The organism is Mesorhizobium sp., assembly GCF_004963255.1.
Classification (GTDB): domain Bacteria; phylum Pseudomonadota; class Alphaproteobacteria; order Rhizobiales; family Rhizobiaceae; genus Mesorhizobium.
Genome location: NZ_SUGA01000002.1, coordinates 218,981 through 238,131 on the forward strand (window position 1 = coordinate 218,981; position 19,151 = coordinate 238,131).

Annotated in this window: 14 protein-coding genes; 6 read left to right on the plus strand and 8 right to left on the minus strand. The window is 65.9% G+C overall.

Annotated features, from left to right (window positions below):
* Positions 1–282: 282 nt before the first annotated feature.
* Together odc2 and E5X34_RS03915 are read left to right on the plus strand one after the other, a co-directional pair.
* Positions 283–1,416 carry an ornithine/lysine decarboxylase gene (odc2, locus tag E5X34_RS03910; protein ID WP_292561279.1) on the plus strand — a complete coding sequence of 378 codons (1,134 nt, stop codon included), beginning with the start codon at positions 283–285 and terminating at the stop codon, positions 1,414–1,416.
* Between the two features lie 98 nt (positions 1,417–1,514).
* Positions 1,515–2,228, plus strand: a complete 714-nt coding sequence (locus E5X34_RS03915) for an N-acetyltransferase (RefSeq protein WP_366664869.1) — start codon at positions 1,515–1,517, stop codon at positions 2,226–2,228.
* A 115-nt stretch (positions 2,229–2,343) separates the two neighbouring features.
* Here E5X34_RS03915 and E5X34_RS03920 read toward each other — a convergent pair whose 3' ends face one another.
* The 4 genes from E5X34_RS03920 to E5X34_RS03935 all read right to left on the minus strand — a co-directional run bounded on the left by E5X34_RS03920 (position 2,344) and on the right by E5X34_RS03935 (position 4,375).
* A complete protein-coding gene (locus E5X34_RS03920) occupies positions 2,344–2,628 on the minus strand; it encodes an SCP2 sterol-binding domain-containing protein (RefSeq protein ID WP_040997164.1) in 285 nt (94 codons plus the stop codon).
* 187 nt (positions 2,629–2,815) lie between these two features.
* Positions 2,816–3,346: a hypothetical protein gene (locus E5X34_RS03925; protein WP_292561281.1), complete on the minus strand. Its 531-nt coding sequence runs from the start codon at positions 3,344–3,346 to the stop codon at positions 2,816–2,818.
* 31 nt (positions 3,347–3,377) lie between these two features.
* Positions 3,378–3,797 carry a hypothetical protein gene (locus E5X34_RS03930; protein WP_292561283.1) on the minus strand — a complete coding sequence of 140 codons (420 nt, stop codon included), beginning with the start codon at positions 3,795–3,797 and terminating at the stop codon, positions 3,378–3,380.
* 8 nt (positions 3,798–3,805) lie between these two features.
* On the minus strand, positions 3,806–4,375 hold the full coding sequence (locus E5X34_RS03935; protein ID WP_292561286.1) for a rod-binding protein: 570 nt from the start codon (positions 4,373–4,375) through the stop codon (positions 3,806–3,808).
* Between the two features lie 358 nt (positions 4,376–4,733).
* Between E5X34_RS03935 and E5X34_RS03940 the strand changes: the two genes are divergently transcribed.
* Positions 4,734–10,118, plus strand: a complete 5,385-nt coding sequence (locus E5X34_RS03940; RefSeq protein ID WP_292561289.1) for an autotransporter domain-containing protein — start codon at positions 4,734–4,736, stop codon at positions 10,116–10,118.
* Positions 10,119–10,138: 20 nt separating this feature from the next.
* On the opposite strand, the gene E5X34_RS03945 is transcribed toward E5X34_RS03940, so the two are convergent.
* The 3 genes from E5X34_RS03945 to flhA are packed head-to-tail and all read right to left on the minus strand — an operon-like array spanning position 10,139 to position 13,370.
* On the minus strand, positions 10,139–10,528 hold the full coding sequence (locus tag E5X34_RS03945) for a hypothetical protein (protein ID WP_292561291.1): 390 nt from the start codon (positions 10,526–10,528) through the stop codon (positions 10,139–10,141).
* 5 nt (positions 10,529–10,533) lie between these two features.
* Positions 10,534–11,286 (minus strand): flagellar biosynthetic protein FliR, encoded by a 753-nt coding sequence (gene fliR / locus E5X34_RS03950; protein ID WP_292561294.1) that lies wholly within the window; start codon positions 11,284–11,286, stop codon positions 10,534–10,536.
* Positions 11,283–13,370, minus strand: coding sequence for a flagellar biosynthesis protein FlhA (gene flhA, locus E5X34_RS03955; RefSeq protein WP_292561296.1), 2,088 nt, complete (start codon positions 13,368–13,370; stop codon positions 11,283–11,285). Before flhA ends, fliR begins: the two co-directional genes overlap by 4 nt.
* Positions 13,371–13,492: 122 nt before the next feature.
* Here flhA and E5X34_RS03960 point away from each other — a divergent pair, with 122 nt between their 5' ends.
* The 3 genes from E5X34_RS03960 to E5X34_RS03970 all read left to right on the plus strand — a co-directional run bounded on the left by E5X34_RS03960 (position 13,493) and on the right by E5X34_RS03970 (position 17,397).
* Complete coding sequence (locus E5X34_RS03960) at positions 13,493–13,792, plus strand: putative quinol monooxygenase (protein WP_292561298.1); 300 nt, start codon at positions 13,493–13,495, stop codon at positions 13,790–13,792.
* A gap of 243 nt (positions 13,793–14,035) precedes the next feature.
* A complete protein-coding gene (locus E5X34_RS03965; protein ID WP_292561302.1) occupies positions 14,036–15,817 on the plus strand; it encodes a chloride channel protein in 1,782 nt (593 codons plus the stop codon).
* Between the two features lie 194 nt (positions 15,818–16,011).
* Positions 16,012–17,397, plus strand: coding sequence for an FAD-binding oxidoreductase (locus E5X34_RS03970; protein ID WP_292561306.1), 1,386 nt, complete (start codon positions 16,012–16,014; stop codon positions 17,395–17,397).
* 12 nt (positions 17,398–17,409) lie between these two features.
* Here E5X34_RS03970 and E5X34_RS03975 read toward each other — a convergent pair whose 3' ends face one another.
* Positions 17,410–19,053 carry an MFS transporter gene (locus E5X34_RS03975; protein WP_292561309.1) on the minus strand — a complete coding sequence of 548 codons (1,644 nt, stop codon included), beginning with the start codon at positions 19,051–19,053 and terminating at the stop codon, positions 17,410–17,412.
* Positions 19,054–19,151 lie beyond the last annotated feature (98 nt).

The following is a 19,151-nucleotide window of genomic DNA, read 5'->3' on the forward strand; positions in this document are numbered from 1 at the left end:
TTCTCTTCCGGTTGTCCAAAGACCGGGGTTACTAAAGAGGCACACCTTCATTGCCGGCAGTGCGGACGGGGTCTCCCATCCAAGCCAAGGCAGACAAAGCGAACCGAGGCCGGGCAAGGCCAAGGTTCATCGCCGCGAGACGGCATTTCATGGTTCCGGGGTCTCCACCGGCTGGTTCCATGAATTTGACGTCCTGCCTTTGTTTGACCGCGAGTTCGCGAGGCTGAGCGCCCGCGTTCCGCAGCCTTTGTGCGCGCCGAAAGGCGTTATGGAGAGACCCCGATGGCCACCCAGCGCATCCTTGACTTCCTCGCCACCCGACGTCCGAACGGTCCCTGCCTCGTCGTCGACCTCGATGTCGTGCGCGACAATTTCCGCACCTTCGAGAAGGCGTTGCCCGATTCCAAGATCTATTATGCGGTGAAAGCAAACCCGGCGCCGGAGATCCTGCGCCTCCTTGCTGCGATGGGCTCGTCCTTCGACACCGCATCCGTTGCCGAGGTCGAGATGGCGATGGATGCCGGCGCGCCGGCCGATCGCATTTCCTTCGGCAACACCATCAAGAAGGAGCGTGACATAGCACGCGCCTACCAACTCGGCATTCGCCTCTACGCCGTGGACTGCGTCGAGGAGGTGGAGAAGATCGCCCGCGTCGCCCCCGGCTCGCGCGTGTTCTGCCGCGTGCTGACCGACGGCGAGGGCGCCGAGTGGCCGCTGTCGCGCAAGTTCGGCTGCGTGCCCGCGATGGCCGTCGACGTGCTGCGCCATGCCAAGGGCCTCGGCCTCGACGCCTATGGCGTGTCGTTCCATGTCGGCTCGCAGCAGACCGACCTGTCGGCCTGGGACCGCGCGCTGGGCGACGCCAAGAAGGTGTTCGCGACGCTCGCCGAGGAAGGCATCGTCTTGAAGATGGTCAATATGGGCGGCGGTTTCCCGACCCGTTACCTGAAGGACGTGCCTGCCGCGCAGGCCTATGGCCAGGCGATCTTCTCGGCGCTGCGCAAGCATTTCGGCAACGCGCTGCCCGAGACGATCATCGAGCCGGGCCGCGGCATGGTCGGCAATGCCGGCGTCATCAAGTCGGAAGTCGTGCTGATCTCCAAGAAGGCCGACAACGACAATGTGCGCTGGGTGTTCCTCGACATCGGCAAGTTCGGCGGTCTCGCCGAGACGATGGACGAGGCGATCCGCTATCCGCTGGTCACCCGCCATGACGGCTCGGAGACAGCGCCTTGCGTGCTCGCCGGCCCGACCTGCGATTCGGCCGACGTGATGTATGAGAAGACGCCTTATCCGCTGCCCTTGTCGCTGACCATCGGCGACGAGGTGCTGATCGAAGGCACCGGGGCCTACACGACCACCTACTCGGCGGTCGCCTTCAACGGCTTCGAGCCTCTCCGATCCTACGTGATCTGAGCCGTTCGCAAGAACCGCTCAGATCAACCGGCGCGGGCGCCTGTCGCCCGCCCGGGCTCGCTTGTGGAACAGATCTCCGCTCGTGAAGGATCGCGGACATGGAATACCTGATCAAATCGGCCATTGCGGCCACCGAGATCGCCCCCTCGTCCGGACCGTCGTCTGAGCTTTTCTCCCCGGGGGAGAAGAGTCTTTCGGCGGCGCTGGCGCCCTCCCTTGCCCTCCGGGCACAGGCTGGCTCGCGCGGCGCGCCGGACGAGGGGGCCGCCCAGGCGCCTGCCTTCGTCATCGTCGGCGAAGGCGCGGCCGACACCACGGCGCGCGAAGCGCTGCTCGATCGCGCCATGGGGCCGAAGCGCAAGAAGAAGTCGTCCGAGAAGCTGCGGCGCGGCCGCCGGCCCTCGGAGGGACTGGCCTTCGTCGCCCGCGATGCGTCGGGCGCGGTCGTCGGCACGGTGCGGCTTTGGGATGTGAGGCTGGGCGAGGGCGGTCCGGCAGCGCTTCTGCTTGGCCCGCTGGCGGTCGAGCCTGGCTTGAAGAGCGGCGGCATCGGCTCAGCGCTGATGCGGCATGCGATCGCCGAGGCCGCGCGGCTCGGCCATGGCGCGATCCTGCTCGTCGGCGATGCGCCCTATTACGGACGGTTCGGCTTCTCGGCCGACCGCACCGGAGCGCTCGCCATGCCGGGCCCCTATGAGCGGCACCGGCTTCTGGCGCTGGAGCTGAAGGACGGCGCGCTGGACGACGCCAAAGGCACGATCAAGGCGGCCGGCCGCAAGATCAAGGGTCAGGCGCCGGGCTTCGTCGCCTGACGGCTTTGTTTCACGCAATTCCGAACGGAAAACCGCCACGCACTTTTCCTGGAGTTGCTCTAAGTTCGACAACAAACAACGCTGCCCGGTGGGCGACGTTGTTTGTTGCGAAGGATCAGCCGAGCAGCTGGCTGAGCGCCATGGCGACCGTCATGTCGCCTTCGACCTTTAGCTTCCCGGCCATGAAGGCCATGGTCGGGTTGAGGTCGCCGGCGATCAGCGAATCCAGATCGTCGAGCGACAGCTTCACGGTGCAGTCGGTCGGCGCATCGGTGGTCGAGACGGTCGCACCGTCGATGACGATGACGCCGTCGCTGCCGGTGTCGAACTTGACCGAATGCTCGAAGCCCGCGCTTGCCACGCGAGACCTGATCTTGTCGGCAATCTCCTGAACGCCCATGGCTGTTCTCCTCGTTGGTTGCGTTGACGCGCACCGGCGCTTGGCCGCTGGGCGAGGTAGATGCGCCGCGCTTGCGCGGTCGCCTGTCACCGCGCATATAGCTTCGAGTTGACGTAAACGTCAACGCGGTCGCCATGCGTCATGTCGCAACAGGGGTAGGCGCAGCTGAGGCATCCGTGCCGAGCGATCAATGCTCCGGCGCGGCCTTGAACGCCTTGGTCATTGCCGCCGCGGTTTCCCCGGCGCCCCTGCGACGGCGCAGCGCGTTGTCCCGGATATCGTCCTTGGAGAGGAAGTTGACCTGGTCGATCAGCACGTCGTGCACCAGCTCGACGCCAATGCGGGTGTTGATGGTATCGCGGACCGACTTGCGGAAGGCGTCGAGATCGATCGATTCCTTCTTCGTGAAATCGATCTGCGGATTGGAATAGAGATAGGAATAGACCTGGTCGGTCATCAACGCCTGCGCCGGCACCGACAACTTCTTCATCTGCTCCGGCTCAACGGTATAGACGAGCTTGGTGAGGAAATAGCCGTCGATCGTGCCATCGCGCAGCAGCGGCACCGAGATCATGTCGGTCTTGACGTAGTCGAGGCCGCCCAGCATCGGCTTCGGCGGTTCGGCCGCGCTGCGTTGGCTGGCCGCCTGGAAGGAATAGAAGACCGCGCCCAGCGTCACGGCGCAGATCCACAGCGCAGCGACGACAAACTTTATCACCGGGTCTTTCCTTGCGCCCAGATCATCTCAATCAGGCTCGAGCCATGCCGAACTCGGCGGCCGAATAGGTACCGTCCGTATCGGCTCGCTGGATGGCGTTCCTCAGAAGCGTGGCGACCTCGTTGACGGCGTTGAGATGGGCAAGGATCGCCGCCTCGTTCTTGGCCAACTTCTGGCGCAGCCTGAGCAGACCCTCGCGATGCTGCTCGAGGAATTCGATCTCGTTGGCGCCTTTGAGCGCCCGGTTGAGCTCGTAGAGATACCGGCTCTTGCGCGCGTTCGAGGCCTTGAGGTCATAGGCCGTTCCGCTGCGGATGCCGGCGGTCTCCTCGTCCACGACTTCCTCGATGCGGCCGATGATGGCGGCGAGGTTGCCGGGTCGTGCAGCGGCGGGCGCGTCCAATGTATTGGCGCGCGCGGGAAGGTTGGAAAGGTCCGTCTGGTCGGCCATGTAGGTCCCTAGATCTTGATGTCCGTTTTTATGGTTGTGTCGTCGCCGGTCATAGACCGCGCGGCCTTGCGCTCAAGCTCCTCGACCATCGAGGTCGAGAGGCTGGTCTGATGGTCGATCTCCGCTTTCTGCGGTCCGCCGGCAACGGGGCCCACCGGCAGCTTGTGCTTGCCGTCGAGATAGTGGTCGGCGAGCATGGACCGGGCGATGCCGATGCCGCCATGCGCGGCCATGACATCGGCCACCTTCTCGGCGAGCTGCGACTTCCACATGTCGCCGGCAAGGCCCTTGCCGTAAACGCCCTCGGTGTCCTTGGGCATCATGTTCTGGATGAAGGTCGTCAGCACCATCGCCTCGAAGCGCTGGAACTTCTTCGCCGGATTGGCGGCTTCCGCCTTGTCGGCGGTGGCGCGCGAGAGCACGGAGCCGGCATCGACCGTGGCGGACGGATCGACAGAGAACGGTGCCGAAGTGCCATTCGCCCTTCTTGCGAGCGCCGCGCGCGCGGCCTCGACATCGGCCGGCTCCGCTGCGCGGGCAACGTCCATGACGATGTCGCTGGGTGGGGAAATGGCCAAGAAAGTCCGCCCTTTGCTGGTTTTGTCATCCGCAACATGACTGAACAAGCTTGTGGCAGGCTTGCGCGGATCGGCGGCCGGCGGGGAGCCCTCGTTCCTAGCCGGCGAAATGCGGCAGGACGATTCGCCGGTGAGCGGCTGCTTCTGAAAAGCATGGCGGCCTGATCGCAATTTCCAGCGGCATCCAATGACTGGCCTTGGCCTGCTGGAGCGCTTTGTCCTGAATTGTCCGCATCTGTCCATATGTGCCGGTATCGGCTTTCGGCAGGCGTCTCTAGCCTTTGACCCGGGCCACCCGCCGGTGCGCCCGAGGGGGTTCTGCGCGGTTGCGTCAGCAGGCTGGGGACACGGAATGGACATGACGAAGCGTTCGCAGGCGGGCCGGCGTGCCTCGCCGGCAATGGTTGCTGGCCTGGCGGCGCTGTTCATGTCGAGCTCGACGTTTGCGCTCGGCGCTTCGCTGAGCTGGAACGGCTTGGCTTCGGGCAACTGGTTCACGGCAGGCAATTGGACGCCATCCTCGACGCCGACCGCCGGTGACCAGCTCACCATAAACAGCGCAGGCGCCAACACGGCTACCGTCAGCACTGCCGGAGCGGCGGCGCAAACCATCAATATCGGTAGCATCGCCGGTTCGAACGGCGCGCTCGTCGTCACTGGTGCGGGCGCGCTTTCGGTGTCGAGCAACTATCTGATCGTGGGCGATTTCGGCACCGGCGCGCTGACCATTTCGAGCGGCGGCAAGGTCACCAGCGCCGGCGGTGTCGTCGCCAACAATCCGTCGTCTTCCGGCACGGTCACCATCACCGGCGCCGGTTCGCAATGGGCGAACAGCTTCCTGTCGATCGCGGCCGACAATGGCGCGGTCGGCCGTGTCCGCGTCGAGGCGGGCGGCAAGCTGTTGTCCAGCGGCAATGTCATGATCGGCGAGACCTCGGCCAATGCCGATGGCCAGCTGATCGTCACCGGCAGCGGCTCGGACTTCACGATGAGCGGATCGATCGCGACCCAGCTCGTCATCGGCGCGACGGGCAAAGGCGATTTCCAGCTGCTCGATAATGCCACTGCAACGACCATCCGCACCTATGTCGGCGGCAACGTCGGCACCAGTGGGATCGGCACCGCCACCGTCTCGGGCGGCGCATCATGGTCGACCGGAAATCTATTTGTCGGCCAGACGGCGACCGGCACGCTGACCGTCTCGGGCGGCGGCAAGCTCACCACCACCTATACGGTTGGGGCCAGCACCGCGGCCAACATCGTCAACGGCAAGGTGACGGTCACCGGCGCCGGTTCGCAATGGAAGATCACCGGCGCCTACAACAACGTGCCGCTGGCGATGGGCTCGACCAGCCAGACGTCGGAGCTGAACGTGCTTGCCGGGGGCACGATGCTGATCGATTCCACTGCCAGCAGCTTCCTCAGCGGCGACGCCCGGATCGCCAACACCGCCAATTCCAAGGCGGCGATCACCGTCGACGGCGTGGGGTCGAGCTTCACCACGCCCTACCGGCTCTATTTCGGCAACGCCACCAATTCGACCGCGACGCTGACGGTGTCCGGCGGCGGCAAGCTCAACACCGGCTATACGAACATTTCGAGCGCCAGCGATGCCTCCGCTGCCACAGCCGATACGGTGACGGTGACCGGCGCCGGCTCCGTCTGGACGATCAGCGACACGCTTGGCTCCGGCCCTAGCGATCTGCAAGGCATCACTGTCGGGGGCGCTGGCAAGGGCGTGCTGACAATCGCCGATGGCGGCGACGTCAAGGTCAATGGCGGCACCGGCACTGTCGGCATCGGTGGGCTTGCCGGCTCGTCCGGCACACTGAACATCGGTGCTGGCGCAGCCAGCCCGGCGGCGGCGCCCGGCACGCTCGAAGCGTCGAGCGTCATCTTTTCCAGCACGGCCGCCGCGCCGCAGTCAGTCAACTTCAACCACACTTCCAGCAGCTATGTGTTCGCGCCGAAACTCGACGGCAACGGGCCGGGAGCCGTCAACATCATCGCCGGCACCACCATCTTCACCGCCGACAATACCTACACCGCGCCGACCACGATCAGCAGCGGCGCTACGCTGCAGCTCGGCAATGGCGGCCCAACGGGCGGCGTCACGAGCAATGTCACCAACAACGGTACACTGATCTTCAACCGTTCGGCCAATTTCGGCCTCGGCTATGCCGGCGTCGTTTCCGGCAGCGGCCAGGTGATCAAGAACGGCAGCGGCACGATCACGCTGACCGGCGCCAACACCTATGGCGGCGGCACCACGATCAGCAGCGGCGAACTTCGCATCGGCAATTTCCTGGCCGATGGCGCGCTGACCGGCAACTACGTCAACCACGGCAAGCTGTCGGTATTCTTCAACGGCACGCCGTCCTACTCCGGTGTCATCTCCGGCGAAGGCAGCTTCGAAAAGACCGGCAACGGGACGCTGACGCTGAACAGCGTGCAGACCTATACCGGCGGCACGACAATTTCGTTCGGCAGCCTGATCCTCGGCGGCAACGACCGGCTGGCGACGACAGGCGCGCTGATCGGCAATGGCGGTGTCTTCGACCTCAACGGTTTCAACCAGACCATCGGCGATCTCTCCGGCTACGGCCGGCTCGAGATCCGGACGGGCACGCTCACCGCCGGTGCCTTGGCCGACACGCTTTATCAGGGCCAGATAAACGGCACCGGCACCTTCACCAAGCAGGGCAGCGGCACGCTGACCATCAGCGGCAACAAGAACTTCGCCGGCACGACCAACGTCAATGCCGGCGCGCTGATCGTCAACGGCTCGATGGCGTCGAGCACCTTCCAAGTCGATTCCGGCGGCGCGCTCGGTGGCACCGGATCGGTCGGCGCCGCCACCATTACCAATGGCGGCACGCTGCTTGGCGTCGCCGGCCAGACGCTGACCACGGCCTCGCTGACGCTGAACGACCGTTCCAATCTCAACGTCTCGCTGGGCGCGGCCAGCACCACGCCGCTGTTCGACGTCACCGGCGCGCTGACGCTGGACGGCAAGCTGTCGGTGAGCGACGCCGGCGGCTTCGGCAACGGCACCTACCGCATCGCCAATTATGGCGGCACGCTGACCAACAATGGCCTGGTGATCGGCACCGTGCCGCCGGGATTCAACCCGGGCGACTGGTCGATTCAGGGCGGCAGCGGCATCGTCAACCTCGTGGTCGCCACCGGCGCCGGCGAGCAATATTGGGACGGCGCCAATCTGAGCCCGGGCGGGGTGGCCGATGGGCGCGGCGGCAACGGCACGTGGGACACTTCCAGCACCAACTGGACGAATGCGGCCGGCGACATCAACGCCGCCTGGGCGAGCCAGAAGGCGGTGTTCGCCGGCACGCCAGGCACGGTGACAGTGGCAGGCTCGCAGACCTTCACCGGCCTGCGCTTCGTGTCCCATCCGACCGACTGGACCTACACGCTTGCCGCCGGCACGGGCGGGGCGCTGGTCACCAATTCGGCCGCCACCGAAATCATCGTCGCCGCCGATCCGGGCGCCAGCATCAACAAGGCGGTCGTCAATGTCGGCATTTCCGGAACCGGCAGCATCGTCAAGCTCGGCGACGGGACGCTGACGCTGGGCGTCGCCAACACCTATCAGGGCGGCACGACGATCAAGGAAGGCGAGCTGGTCGCGGCGGCCAATGGCGCGCTCGGCACCGGCGGGGTTTCGGTGGCAGGTGCGCCTGCGGCGACGCTTCTGCCGGTGCTGCGCTTTGCCGGCCCGGTCAATGCCAACGGGCTTTCGATCTCGACCCAGAACGGCTCGGTGGTGTTCGACAACCAGTCGAGCGCCGGCACGGCCGAGATCACCAACCAGGGTAACGGCAAGACCGTTTTCCTTACCGGCAGCAGCGCCGGCAACACTGCCATCACCAACCAGGGCGGCGGCACCACGGCGTTCCGCGGCGACAACAGCTCGGAGCAAGCGAGGATCATCAACCAGAGCGGCGGCAAGCTCGACCTCTCGACTTTCGACGCGGCCGGGCCTTGCAACTGCGTGTCGCTGGGCTCGGTCTCGGGCGCCGGCGACATCCTGCTTGGCGCGCATGTGCTCAAGACCGGCGCGCTCAATCTCGACGAGACCATTTCGGGTGTCATCTCTGACGGCGGCGCGCTGGCCAAGGGCAGCTTCACCAAGACCGGCACCGGCAAACTGGTGCTGTCCGGCGCCAACACCTATCTCGGCATGACCACGGTCAGCGCCGGGACCTTGCGGATCGACGGCTCGCTCGGCTCCGCCGATCTGACCGTCGCGAACGGCGCCACGCTTGGCGGCAACGGCGCGATCGGTACGCTGGCCGGCGGCACGGTGACCATCCAGGCCGGCGGCCATCATGCGCCGGGCGCGTCGATCGGCACGCAGACCATCAATGGCGATTACAAAATGGCCGGCACGCTCGACATCGAGGTCGACACGGTGAGCGCCGACAAGGTCGTGGTGACGGGCAATGTCGATCTCACCGGCGGCACGCTTGCCTTGCACGAGCTGACCGGCACCGGCTGGCAGCCGAGCCAGACCTACACCATCATCGACAATCAGGGCGGCAATGCCGTGACCGGGCAGTTCGCCACCATCAGCCACGTCTATGCCTTCCTGACGCCGGACGTGGTCTATGACGGCGGCGACGGCAACAATGTCGTGCTGACGCTGACCCGCAACGCGGTCGATTTCTCGTCCGTTGCCGAGACGCCAAACCAGAAGGCGGCGGCCGGCGGCATCGAACAGCTTGGCGCCGGCAATACCGTTTACAATGCCATCGCGCCGCTGTCGGCGGACGGCGCGCGCTTTGCCTTCGACCAGCTGTCCGGCGAAGTCCATGCTGCCGCCGCCGGCCTGCTTCTGGACGAAAGCCGGCTGTTGCGCGAAGCGGCGCTCGGGCGCGTCGGAGCGACGATCGCCGAGCCAGGGGCGCGGGGCTTCTGGATGCAGGGCGCCGGCCTTGCCCGCTCGCAGCGAAGCGACGGCAATGCCGCCGATGCCGACCTCAACACCGGCGCCTTCTTCGCTGGCATCGACGCCTCCGTCGGCGACGGCTGGACGCTCGGCTTTCTTGGCGGCATCAGCGTCACCTCGCTCGACATCGACGACCGCGCCTCTTCCGCCGACATCACCAGCGTGCATTTCGGCGCTTATGGCGGCGGCGCCATCGACAGCGTGCGGCTGAAGTTCGGCGCCGGCTACAGCCATCATGATATCGACACCAAGCGCAGCCCAGCTTTCGCCGGCTTCAGCGATGCGCTCAGCGCCGGCTACGGCGCAAGCACCTTGCAGGTGTTCGGCGAGGCGTCGCGCCCCTTCGATCTCGGCGCGCTCAAGCTCGAGCCGTTCGCCAATCTCGCCTATGTGCATCTATCCACCGACGGCTTTGCCGAGGACGGCGGGGCGGCGGCGCTGTCTTCGGGCGGCTTCAGCAACGACGCCACTTTCACCACGCTCGGCGCAAGGGTGTCGCAGAAGATGGTCGTCGGCGATACGGCAGTCGAGGCGCGTGCCTCGCTCGGCTGGCGTCATGCCTTCGCCGATGCGCCGGCGGCGCGGCTCTCGTTCGATGGCGGCGACGGCTTCACCGTGTTCGGCGTGCCGATCGCGCGCGACGCGGTGGCGCTGCAGGCCGGCGTCGATGTCGACCTTGGCGGGGCCAGCCGCCTCGGCTTCAGCTATGACGGCCAGTTCGCGTCCGGCGCCATGGAGAACGCCTTCAAGGCAAGCTTCTCGACACGGTTCTGAGGGGCCGTCCGAAAGCGGGATCAGCTCTCGTCCCGCCGTTGCTTCTGCGTGATGAGGTCTAACCGCTCGCGGTCGGAGCGTTCGCGTTCGTCGCGGCGGCGCACATCCTTGTAGGCACGCTCGACCATGTTGGTGCGCGCCGTCGCGGTGGCGATCAGCGCGGCTTCGTGCTTGGCATCTTCCAGATTCTGTTTCTGGCGGCCGAGCGCGTCGGTAATGCGCTTGTGGTAGAGCGCGGGAAAGAGGCCGGCGAGCGATTTGTCGGTGTCGAAATGCTCGATCAGTTCCTTGACCTCCGCTTCCGCCTTGACGGCGGCGGCGAGGAAGCCGGCATGGCGGGTCTCGTGCAGCGCCTTCAACTGCTCCTGCACCTTGACCAGTTTCTTCAGGCGGTCTTTTCGCGTCGTCATGGCGGCTATCTCGCCAGCGTGAGGTCGACGAAGCCGTCGACGAACAGCGACAGCAGCGTGCCGACAGCGAAATAGAAGATGATCATGCCGCCGGCGATGACGAAGGGCAGCGAGATGAAATAGACCGGGATCTGCGGCGTCAGCTTGTTGACGAAGCCGATCGTCAGGTTGACCAGGATGGCATAGGCGACGAAGGGGCTGCCGAGCCGGATTACCAGGAAGAAGGCATCCGACACGGTGTCGGTGACGTCGATCAGCGCCGCCTGCGGGTTGAAGAACACGTTGACCGGGGCGACCTGGTAGGAGGCGACCAGCGCCTTGACGATCTCGTGGTCGAAATCGAAGACGAAAAGCAGAAGCAGGGCCGAGAACGAGATGATGGCGGCAAGGGCTGCCTGCGGCTCCGGCTCCTCGATCGCCGGCCCGCCCGAGCCGCCATAGCCGATCAGCGTGGCGATGGCCGAGCCCATGAAGCGCAGCGCTTCCATGTAGAGCCTGGTCATGGCGCCGATCAGCCCGCCGACGAGCAACTCGGAGACGATCATCGGCGCGAGCACCTGCGGACGCGGATCGACGAACGGGTAGATGCGGTCCCACAGGAAGGCGAGCAGGCCGCCGGTCGCGGCGATCGACACGAAGAGCCTGATCTGCAGCGGCACGCGCGCGCTGGACAGGCCGGGCATCAGCATGAAGCAGGCGCCGATGCGGCAGAAGGCGAGGAAGGCGGCGATGACGACGCCTTGCGAGAGCGCGTTCACGAGATGGTTCCGAGCACCTTGATCTCGACGCCCTTGGCGATCTCGACATGGCTGAGAACGGGAAGCGTGGTGAACAGCCGCTCGATGATCATGCGCACATAGGGACGCGCGTCGGGCGCGGTGACGAGCACGAAGCGCTCGCCGGCCTCGAGATGCTTGCGGATCGCCTTGGTCGCATCCTGGCCGAATTCCTCGAGCTGGCGCGGATCGATGTCGAACTCGCGCACCTCGCCCTTGGCGTCACGCTTGAGGCTTTGATGGAAGGCGAGGTCCCAACGGTTGCCGAGGCGCAGTACCTTGAGCGTGCCGCCTTCGGAGAGGTCGCCGCAGATCTGCTGCGCCATGCGGATGCGCACATGCTCGACGATCTGCTCGGTGCGGCGCACATGTGGCGCGATCTCGGCGATGGCCTCGATGATCAGATGCAGGTTGCGGATCGAGACGCGCTCGGCGAGCAGCAGCTTCAACACCGCCTGCAGGCCGGGATAGGAGATGTGCGAGGTGCAGATCTCGTCCGCGAGCTTGCGGTATTCGGGGTCGAGCCGCTCCAGCAGCGCCTTCATGTCCTTGTAGGAGAGAAGCTGCGGCAGGTTGTTGCGGATCACCTCGGAGAGGTGCGTGAGCAGCACCGACATGTTGTCGGCGAAGGTGAAGTTCTCGCGCTTCAGATCCTCGGCGAAGGTTTCGAGCACCGAATAGGCGCGCATGCCGAAGGCCGGCTCGCGGATCTCCTCGCCGGGGATGTCCGGCACGCCGCGCGTGCCGAGCAGCACCATGATTTCGCCGACGCGCATCTGGTATTCGGCGACCACCGTGCCGTGCACCTTGATCTGGTAGCTCTTCGGCGGAATGGCGAAGTCGTCGGCGACGCGCACCTCAGGCACGACAAAGCCATATTGCTGGGCGAATTTCTTGCGCATCTTCGACATGCGGAACACCAGTTCCTGATGCGCCACCATCAGCCGGGTCGACAGCTGCTTGCCGATCAGCAGCTCGATCTCTGCGGTGACCAGCGAAGCCTTCACCGAGTTCTTCTCTTCCTCGACTTTGTTGGCCTTCTCCTGCGTCTTCAGGGCTTCGGCGGCGGCAAGCGCGCGGTTGTGGCGCAACGGGATGATGTAGCCGAGGCCGGCCATGCCGGCTGCGAGCGCGAAGAAGGGAAACAGCGGCAGGCCGGGCATCAAGCCAAGGATGACCAGCAGTGAGGCCGCGACATATAGCGCGCGCGGATGCGCGCCGAGCTGGCCGAACACCGCCTGGTTGGCCGAGCCGCGCGTGCCGCCCTTGGAGACGAGCATGCCGGCGGCGAGCGAGACGATGAGGGCCGGGATCTGGGTGACCAGGCCGTCGCCGACCGACAGCTTGATGAAGACGTCGGCCGCCTGGCCAAGGCCCATGCCGTGGCGAAGATAGCCGATAGCGATGCCGCCCACTATGTTGATGGCGGTGATGATCAGGCCGGCGATGGCGTCGCCGCGCACGAATTTGGAGGCGCCGTCCATCGAGCCGAAGAAGGAGGATTCCTCCTCCAGCTCGCGGCGGCGCAGCTGCGCCGTCTTGTCGTCGATCATGCCGGCGGAGAGATCGGCGTCGATCGACATCTGCTTGCCGGGGATGGCGTCGAGGGTGAAGCGCGCGCCGACTTCGGCGATACGGGTGGCGCCCTTGGTGATGACGATGAAGTTCACCACGATCAGGATCATGAAGACGATGAGGCCGATGACGAAGTCGCTCGACATCACCAGCTTGGAGAAGCCCGAGATGACATAGCCGGCGGCATGCGTGCCCTCATTGCCGTGCGACAGGATCATGCGCGTGGTGGCGATGTTGAGCGACAGCCGCAGCATCGTGGCGATCAGCAGCACGGTCGGGAAGGACGAGAAATCGAGCGGGCGCTGGATCCACAGCGCCACCATCAGGATCAGTACCGAAAGCGCGATCGAGAAGGCCAGTCCGATATCGATGAGGAAGGCGGGGATCGGCAGGAACAGCACCGCCAGGATGACGACGATGCCGAGCGCGAAGAACACGTCGCGGCCGTTCTTCGCCACCAGGCCGGACGGGAGTGTTTCGCTGATCGCCATGTCGTCCCCAAATCAAGACCCGCCACGCACAAGGCAGGCCCTTGACCGTAACCCTCCAAGCTTGCGCGAAGGTGGGAGAGCGGCTACGCCGCCTCGATCCCATCGGCGGAAGGAAAAATCGCATGCTGCTGATCATCGGCACGATCCGGCTGCCACCAGACAGGCTTGAGCAGGCAAGGCCGGCAATGCAGCGCATGATCCTGGCGAGCCGCGCCGAGCCGGGCTGCCTTCACTATTCCTACGCGCAGGATGTGCTGGACGCCGGGCTCATCCATATCTCGGAAGCCTGGAGCGACCGCGCCGCGCTAGAAGCGCATTTCAAGTCGGCGCATATCGCCGAGTGGCGCGCGAGCTGGGCGGAGCTCGGCATCGGCGACCGCAAGCTCACACTTTACGAGACAGGCGGCGGCGCGCCGACTTGAAAGCGGCCGGCCCTGCCGGCGGAGCTGCTGGCGATCTTCGTCGCGGAGGACAACTGCGGCCCGCTGACAATCCCGGCAGCTGATCAAATCTATCGCCTTTGTCGCGGCGGAAGACTTCTTAGCGCTAATTCGCGCAACGCCAAATTGGCGCCATAAGCGGTCGGCATTGCGGTTGCCACGCATAGCCGCCGCGCGTATCACCCGTGGCAGCTCTTTTCCTCCGCATACCGGCGAGCCGTTCCGTTGCCTGCCAGAAACGACCCACAAGTCTACGCCCGCCGGCTTCGCGCGGTGCTGATCAGCTCGATCCCGGTGCTCGAGGCGCGCGGCATCGTCATCGTGCTGATGGCCGGCATTGTCGGCGCCATCGCGGGCGCGCTGGTCACCGGCATGAGCGCATTGGTGCAAGGCATGCACTATCTGCTGTTCGACGTGCAGCCGGGCGGCCGGCTTTCGGCGATGTTCTCGCTCGCCGATCCGGTGCAGGCGATGTTTCCGGCGATCGGCGGCCTGCTGCTGGGTCTTTCCGTCATTTGGCTCAGACGATCCAAATTCCGCACGCCGGTCGACCCGATCGAGGCGAACGCGCTCTATGGCGGGCGCATGTCGCTCACCGACACCTTCATCATCGTGGCTCAGACGATGATTTCCTCCGGCTTCGGCGCCTCGGTCGGATTGGAAGCCGGCTACACGCAGATCGGCTCCGGCATCGCTTCCAGGCTTGCCCGAGCCTTCCGGCTGCGGCGCAATGACGTGCGCATCCTGGTCGGCTGTGGTGCGGCCGGCGCCATCGCCGCCGCTTTCGACGCGCCGCTGACCGGCGCCTTCTACGGTTTCGAGCTGGTCATCGGCATCTATTCCGTCGCCAATGTGGCGCCGGTGATGGCGGCGGCTATCTGCGCCTCGCTGACGGCGGAAATGTTCGGCGGCGTGCCGTTTCCGTTGGAACTGTCAGGTTTGCCGAATTTGACCGCCAGCGAGTATGTGCCGTTCCTGTTGCTGGGCCTGCTTGGCGGCGCGGCTTCGATCGCCATCATGCATCTGGTCAGCATCGTCGAGCGCGTCTTCGTGCGGTTGTCGGTCGACGCGTCGGTCAGGCCGTTCATCGGCGGCATCTTCGTCGGCCTGCTCGGGCTGGTGACGCCGCAGGTGCTTTCGAGCGGCCATGGCGCGTTGCACCGCGAGTTCGCCATGAATTACGCGCTGCCGGTCGTGGCGAGCGTCTTCGTGATGAAGCTGGCGGCCTCCGCCATCTCGCTCGGCTCGGGCTTCCGCGGCGGCCTGTTCTTCGCCTCGCTGTTCCTGGGCGCGCTGCTCGGCAAGGTCTTCGCGGGCGTCATGGCGATGACCGCGCCGTCGGCGGGCATCGACCCGGCGGTCGCCGCCGTTGTCGGCATGACCTCGCTTGCGGTCGGCGTCGTTGGCGGTCCGCTGACCATGACGTTCCTGGCGCTGGAATCGACTCGCGACCTGACGCTTACCGGCGTGGTGCTGGCGGCCTCGATCATGTCGGCGATCCTGGTGCGCGAGACCTTCGGCTACTCCTTCTCGACCTGGCGCTTCCATCTGCGCGGCGAGACGATCCGCAGCGCTCATGACGTCGGCTGGATGCGCAGCCTCACCGTCGGCTCCATGATGCGCAAGGACGTCCGCACCATCCCTGCCTCGACGACGCTTGCCGAATTCCGCAAGGAGGTCCCGCTCGGCTCCGCCCAGCGTGTCATCGCCGTCGAACATGCCGACCAGTATGTCGGCATGCTGCTGGTGCCTGAACTGCACAGCGATCGTTCCGATGGCGATACGCCGGTGAGCGCGCTGGCCCAGTTCAAGGACGCCGTGCTGGTGCCCTCGATGAATGTCCAGACCGCGGCCGAGACCTTCCAGCGAACGGGGGCCGAGGAACTGGCGGTGGTGGAGGATTTTGATGAGCGCATCGTCCTTGGCCTGCTCACCGAAAGCCATCTGATGCGCCGCTATGCCGAGGAACTCGACAAGGCGCGGCGCGATCTGTCGGGCGAAGGTTGACCCGATCGACAGCCCGGCCAATAAGAGGCCATTTGGAAAATCCACTCCGCCGGCCATCTGATGGCGTTTTCTGCGCTTCCGGTGCTCACGGACCTGAATGTCCGCTCCGCTCCGGTTCTCAAAACCACCACCATATGACTCGCCGGAGCGAATTTCGAAACGGTCTCTAAGACGTCACTCCTGGAACCCATCCCATGCAAGTCAAGCGCAACGGCGACATCTCGTTCTGGTATGCGGATCTGGGCGGCATCCCCGCGCCGCGTCCGGCATTGCCGGGCGACATCGAAGCGGATGTCGCGATCGTCGGCGCGGGCTATACCGGACTGTGGACGGCCTACTATCTGAAGAGGGCGAAGCCATCGCTGCGCATCGTGCTCGTCGAGCGCGAGTTCGCCGGCTTCGGCGCCTCGGGGCGCAATGGCGGCTGGCTGTCGGGCGGTTTCGGCTGGTCGCGCGAGAAGTATCTGAAGACCTCGACACGCCAAGGCGTCACCGCCATGCAGCAGGCGATGGCCGGCTGCGTCGACGAGGTGATCCGGGTGGCGACGGAAGAGGGCATCGATGCCGATATCCGCCGTGTCGACAATCTGACGGTCGCCACCAACCCGGCGCAGTTGGAGCGCGTGCGCGAGGAATGCGAGACGACCCGCTCCTGGGATGCCGATCCCGAACGGATCGAACTGCTTGACGCCGAGGCGACACGGGCGCGCATCAACATCAAAAATGTCATGGGCGGCTTCGTCATCCGCGGCCAGGCGCGCGTGCAGCCGGCCAAGTTGGTGCGCGGGCTGGCAGCGGCGGTCGAGCGTCTCGGCGTTTCCATCTATGAGAAGACGACAGTCATCGCCATTGCCAAGGGCGTCGTGGCCACGGACCGCGGCACGGTGCGGGCCGAAACCATCATCCGCGCCACCGAAGGGTTCACGGCCGGCATCCCGGGGGAAGAGCGGACCTGGCTGGCGCTCAACAGCGCTCAGATCGTCACCGAACCGCTGTCGGAAGAGCTCTGGCGCAAGATCGGTTGGCAGGGGCACGAGCTGCTCGGCAATGCCGCGCATGCCTATTGCTATGCCCAGCGCACACGCGAGGGCCGCATCACAATGGGCGGGCGCGGCGTGCCCTACCGCTACGGCTCGCGCACCGATATCAACGGCCAGACGCAGCAGGCAACGATCGACCAGCTGCACACGATCCTGACCACGCTGTTGCCGCAGACCGCGGGATGCCGCATCGATCATGCCTGGTGCGGCGTGCTCGGCGTGCCGCGCGACTGGTGCACGACGGTGGGGCTCGACCCGGCGACGCGCATCGGCTGGGCCGGCGGCTATGTCGGGCTCGGCGTGTCGAGTTCAAATCTATCGGGGCGCACGCTGACCGATTTGGTGCTCGGCCAGGATACCGAACTCACGCGGCTGCCCTGGGTCAACCGCAAGGTGCGGCCCTGGGAGCCGGAGCCGTTACGCTGGCTGGGCGTGCATTCGATGTACCAGCTCTACCGCATCGCCGACCAGCGCGAGGCGGCGGGGCTCGGCCACACGTCAAGGCTGGCTGCTCTCGCCGACAGCATCACAGGCCATTGACCGGCCAGAAGATCAGTGATCGATCGGGCCCTTGGGCGAGACAAGCGTCGTGCCCGCGGTGGTCGGTCGCTCGATCATCCGGCGCACGCGCGGCGGGTTCTCGCCGCTGTGCAGCGCGCGGATGCGTTCGCCGACCACGGCATCGGCATGGGTGGCGCGACGGTTGTGGCGGATATACTCGACCCAGGTCGGCGTGTGGTAGTGCTCGATCCACACCGACGGGTTTTCGAGATCCCGCGCGAGCGTCCAGTTGCGGGCGCCGTCGCGGCGGCGGATGCGGCCGCGCTCGGCCATGGTCGCCAGGAATTCCGGCACATCGTCCTCGCGGATGATGTACTCGATCATGACGGCGATCGGGCCGCTGCGCGGCTTGAGATCGAGCGACAGCGTCGGCTCCTTGAAGCGGTTGAGCGGATCGAGGTTGAGAACCGTCTGCTTCGGCAACGGCAGGACAAAGCCGATGGCCGCGCCAGCCAGCATGGCGACCGCCGCCGCAATCAACGCGGCTTCGGCGCCATGCGCGTCGGCGACGACGCCCCAGATCCAACTGCCCAGCGCGATGCCACCGAAGGTCGCCGTCTGGTAGATCGACAGCACGCGGCCGACCACCCAGCGCGGCGTCGACATCTGCACGGTGACGTTGAAATGCGAGAGGGCGATCACCCAGCAGGCGCCGCCAATGAGCAGGCCCGCTGATGTCTGCCAGCCATTGTGGCTGACCGCGGCGTTGAGGGCGCAGAGCGCGAAGCCGGCAAATGCCATGCGCACCATCACCTCGCTGGAAAGCAGCTGCCGCAAGCGCACACTGATCAGCGCGCCGCCGACCGCGCCGATGCCGAAGGCGCCGAGCATGATGCCATAGGTCAGCGCATCGCCCTTGACGACGTCGCGCGCCACCAGCGGAAGAAGCGCGAGCACCGCGCCGGCGCTGAAGCCGAAAGCCGAACCTCGGACCAGCACCTTGGCGATGTTGGGTGACATTGCGACATAGCGCAGGCCGGCACCCATCGCCGCGCCAAGCGACTCGCGCGGCAGGGTCTGCTCGGGCAGCGCCGGCTTCCAGCGGGCGAGCACGGTGATCAGGCCGATATAGCTGATGGCGTTGGCGGCGAAGGCGGCCGCGGCACCCGCGGCAGCGACGATGACGCCGCCGATGGCCGGGCCGACGCTGCGGGTGATGTTGAAGCCCAGCGAATTGAGCGCGACCGCCGCCGGCACCTTGGCGCGCGGCACCATGTCGCCGACCGAAGCCTGCCATGACGGGCTGTTCAGCGCCGTGCCGCTGTCGATCAGGAAGGTGAAGGCCAGCAGCGTCCAGGGCGTCATCCAGCCTTGCCAGGTGAACAAGGTGAGCAGCGCCGAGACGATCAGCATGAAGGTCTGCGCCACCAGCATCACCTTGCGGCGGTTGAAGCTGTCGGCGATGGCGCCGGCGACGAGCGCGAACAGCATGATCGGCAAGGTGGTCGAAGCCTGGACCAGCGCCACCTGGTAGGACGAGGTGGCGATCGTGGTCATCATCCAGGCGGCCCCCACGCCCTGGATCAGGCCGCCGAAATTCGACACCAGGCTGGCAGCCCAGACGGCTCGGAATATGCCGTGCCGGAACGGCGCCAGCGCGGAGACGCGTTCGCTTTCCGGCTCGTCGTCGATCATGGTTGGGCCTTCGTCCGCTATTGAGGCTCGCCGCGCCCGAAGAGGCCGGCGACTCGTCAAGAGTGCGACCCAACAACAGGATGGCAAAGGCGAAAATG

Bases quoted from the DNA above. Each gene is read 5' to 3' on its own strand.
- odc2 (WP_292561279.1), top strand. From the start codon at position 283: ATGGCCACCCAGCGCATCCTTGACTTCCTCGCCACCCGACGTCCGAAC.
- E5X34_RS03915 (WP_366664869.1), top strand. From the start codon at position 1,515: ATGGAATACCTGATCAAATCGGCCATTGCGGCCACCGAGATCGCCCCC.
- E5X34_RS03920 (WP_040997164.1), bottom strand. From the start codon at position 2,628: ATGGGCGTTCAGGAGATTGCCGACAAGATCAGGTCTCGCGTGGCAAGC.
- E5X34_RS03930 (WP_292561283.1), bottom strand. From the start codon at position 3,797: ATGGCCGACCAGACGGACCTTTCCAACCTTCCCGCGCGCGCCAATACA.
- E5X34_RS03940 (WP_292561289.1), top strand. From the start codon at position 4,734: ATGACGAAGCGTTCGCAGGCGGGCCGGCGTGCCTCGCCGGCAATGGTT.
- E5X34_RS03945 (WP_292561291.1), bottom strand. From the start codon at position 10,528: ATGACGACGCGAAAAGACCGCCTGAAGAAACTGGTCAAGGTGCAGGAG.
- flhA (WP_292561296.1), bottom strand. From the start codon at position 13,370: ATGGCGATCAGCGAAACACTCCCGTCCGGCCTGGTGGCGAAGAACGGC.
- E5X34_RS03960 (WP_292561298.1), top strand. From the start codon at position 13,493: ATGCTGCTGATCATCGGCACGATCCGGCTGCCACCAGACAGGCTTGAG.
- E5X34_RS03970 (WP_292561306.1), top strand. From the start codon at position 16,012: ATGCAAGTCAAGCGCAACGGCGACATCTCGTTCTGGTATGCGGATCTG.
- E5X34_RS03975 (WP_292561309.1), bottom strand. From the start codon at position 19,053: ATGATCGACGACGAGCCGGAAAGCGAACGCGTCTCCGCGCTGGCGCCG.